General features: G+C 48.5%; 4 protein-coding genes. 3 read left to right on the top strand and 1 reads right to left on the bottom strand.

Going from position 1 to position 3,171, the window contains the following annotated elements; genetic code table 11:
* The first annotated feature begins 245 nt into the window (after positions 1–245).
* From RMO27_RS00920 to RMO27_RS00910, 3 genes are all read left to right on the top strand, one after another.
* Positions 246–425, top strand: coding sequence for a ribbon-helix-helix protein, CopG family (locus RMO27_RS00920; RefSeq protein WP_309728182.1), 180 nt, complete (start codon positions 246–248; stop codon positions 423–425).
* Between the two features lie 240 nt (positions 426–665).
* Positions 666–1,937, top strand: coding sequence for an S-layer homology domain-containing protein (locus RMO27_RS00915; protein ID WP_309728179.1), 1,272 nt, complete (start codon positions 666–668; stop codon positions 1,935–1,937).
* Between the two features lie 278 nt (positions 1,938–2,215).
* Positions 2,216–2,944 (top strand): ABC transporter ATP-binding protein, encoded by a 729-nt coding sequence (locus tag RMO27_RS00910; protein WP_309728177.1) that lies wholly within the window; start codon positions 2,216–2,218, stop codon positions 2,942–2,944.
* On the opposite strand, the gene RMO27_RS00905 is transcribed toward RMO27_RS00910, so the two are convergent.
* Positions 2,941–3,171, bottom strand: a 231-nt coding sequence (locus RMO27_RS00905; RefSeq protein WP_309728175.1) for a CPBP family intramembrane glutamic endopeptidase, incomplete at its 5' end; no start/stop codon positions are given. The two genes, RMO27_RS00910 and RMO27_RS00905, sit on opposite strands and share 4 nt — an antisense overlap.

Here is a 3,171-nt window from a genome sequence, read left to right as displayed (position 1 = left end):
TGTTTTTTGTGTGGTTTGCGTTCTCATTTTGTTTTTGTTCCCGGCACCCACACCAGTACAAAGCATTTGTTAGCTTCAAATCTGGAGCTAAATTCGATCTCTAGCAGGATGAATCTTTGGCAGTCACAGCTACCAGCGGATTTGATCGCTAGTCTCAGATTTTATGCTGCTGAAGTAACCCGATCAACTGCTGATACATACTTTCACCAACAAAACTGTATCAGCTTAGACTGAATACGCACATCATGAACCAACCTACACACCATAGCATTCCTTCAGGCACTCGTACTATGTCTTTAAAGCAATTAAATGTAAAGATTCCCGAACAAGAACTAAGAATTCTCGAAGCTTTCGCCGAAAAAACTGAGAGAACGAAGACAGATATTATTAGGGAGTTTATCAGATCTCTCCAGGCTAAAATCTGAAGGTTCGACCATCTTGACTTGCATTGACACGATCTTTATGCCCGATCGTTACGTACAGCGATCGGGCAAACTTTGGCCAATATAGCACTTAGGTATCTATTGTCTAGCATATCACTAATTGTCAACATCGATCGACAAAGATTTAAAGATTGACATTAACTTAGTGTCGGTACTATCTAAACGTCTAAAAAACCGAATTATAATAGTAGCGGTCAGTAAAATTATTTCTCTAAATTAATTGTGTCACCTTCACTGCCAAACTGGCGAGTCGCCAAGGCTGTACTGAAACGATCGCCGTTGGCGATCGCTGTCGATATCGGTAGATTGGTAGTACCAAGTTGTTTGCTCATTGCCACGATCGTCTCCATCAGTGGCTGTACTGGACAATCCTTGCAGAAAACCTTTGCCCCAGATCCGAACCTCGATCGACCAGTCAGTGTCGGCAACCCAGCCGCAGAGACGCCATCTCCGGCAGCCAGTGACCTACCTGCCGATTTCCCTCGCTATCCCCAAGCTAAGCTGCAATCTGCCGAACAGACGACCGATCGTGGCACCGTCACCACCTGGACGACCTCAGATCCGATCGATTTTGTCTACAAATTCTACCAACAAGAATTAACTGCCAAGCAATGGCAAATTGTCACCCAACCCAGCGATAGTAATCCGATCCTCGTGGCGAAATTAGCGCGAGTAGATGTCTCGATCGCGCCGCAAACTAGCCCAGATAAACAGCAAACTGGCGTGACTACCTATACCATTAGTATCGCTGGCGCGACTGCGGCGGCAGCACCCACAACCCCCACGCCAACGCCGACAACTGAAAATACACCCACCCCGACACCCACAGCAGCCCCCCTGCCCAGCACCAAATCGATCGCCAAACTCCCCGCCACCACCACCGAGTATCTCAAAGATCTCACTCAAATTGGCGTCTTCACTAGTGCCGATACCGCACCCAATCGCGCAGTCACTCGCCGCGAATATGCTCGGTGGCTAGTTGCTGCCCACAATCGGATTACCGGTACCAAACCGACCCAACAAATCAAACTAGCCACAACCGATACCAAACCTGTATTTCAGGACGTCCCGAGTACCAATCCCGATTTTCCAAGCATTCAAGGACTAGCAGAGGCGGGACTGATTCCCAGCCCCCTCAGCGGCGATGCTACTGCCGTCCTCTTTCGTCCCAATGCCCCGCTGACGCGCGAACAGATGATTTTGTGGAAAGTACCCCTAGACACTCGCCAAACGCTTCCTAATGCATCGCTGGATGCCGTCAAACAGACATGGGGATTTCAAGATGCGGGCAAAGTCGATCCGAAAGCTTTGCGGGCGGTATTAGCTGACTTTCAAAATGGCGAACAATCAAATATTCGCCGCGCGTTTGGCTATACTACGTTGTTTCAACCCAAGAAAACCGTGAATTTGGGCGAAGTTGCCACAGCCCTTTGGTATTTTGGGGCTAATAGTGAAGGTTTATCGGCGCGTGATGCGATCGCGATCGATAAATAAAGTTCACAGGTATAAAGTCATGAATAGCTCTCGGCGGTATCGATCTCGTTATGATGTATACTCACCTCCATCTAAGCTCAGCGATCGATCGGTGGATTCTTGGCTACTAATGGATTTGTGAAAATCGCTGCCGAAGCAAATCGGCGGATTGATTCGATGATGGGGGATGATTGCATCTCGTGTCGAGCAGTCGCAATCTGTGAATTGTGCCTGCTCGATCGGTTATCCTCGATCGTTTCTGGTAAAATTAGCCTTCATCAACCCTATCGACCCTGCAAATGCTCACCAATGCCCCTCTGCTAGTAGTTCAGGATGTCCGCGCTGGTTATGTTCCTGGCTCAGATATCCTCAATGGGATTAACTTTGTCGTCCAACCCGGCGAATTGGTGGCAGTCATCGGCGGGAATGGTGCGGGGAAATCCACCTTGGCGAAAACGATTTTTGGGTTGTTGACGCCGCATAGTGGGACGATTACGTTTAAGGGCGAACAAATCGGTGGACTCAAATCCGATCGGATCGTCCAGAAGGGGATGTGTTATGTGCCCCAAATCTCGAATGTATTTAAGTCCCTGACGATCGAAGAAAATCTCGAAATGGGTGGTTTCATCCGCACCAGCGATCTCAAACAGCTCAAACAAAAAATCTTTACGATGTTTCCCCGCCTCGCCGAGCGGCGAAAACAACGCGCGGGCACCCTCTCTGGTGGCGAACGCCAAATGTTAGCAATGGGTAAAGCATTGATGCTCGATCCCGAATTATTGGTGCTAGATGAGCCGTCTGCTGCACTCTCACCCGCTTTAGTTACCGACGTGCTCAAACAGATTCGGGCGATTAATCAAAATGGGACAGCGATTGTCTTAGTCGAGCAAAATGCCAAAAAAGCCTTAACAATGTCCGATCGAGCCTATGTGTTGGATACTGGTATCGTCAAGCATGAAGGTAGCGGTGCTGACTTACTCAAAGATCCGAAGGTGATTGAGACTTATCTGGGTGTCGGCGGACACTAAGGTTGGCTAGTTTTGACATGCTGTAATTTCCAAGCCAGTCCCGAAATAAAATTATTAGTCACATGTGCCACGATCGGGATGAAGAGATTGCCCGTTTCGACCATCGTAAAGGCGAGTAAGATCCCTACTAATGTCGCCCACACTGCATACGGCCATTGTTGGACATTGGTCATGTGCAGCACGCCAAAACACAATGAAGATAACACAATCCCGATCGGATCTAAGCC

The sequence above is a fragment of the Chamaesiphon sp. OTE_75_metabat_556 genome, assembly GCF_031378165.1.
Taxonomy (GTDB): domain Bacteria; phylum Cyanobacteriota; class Cyanobacteriia; order Cyanobacteriales; family Chamaesiphonaceae; genus Chamaesiphon.
This window is presented reverse-complemented; position numbering and strand designations above follow the sequence as displayed.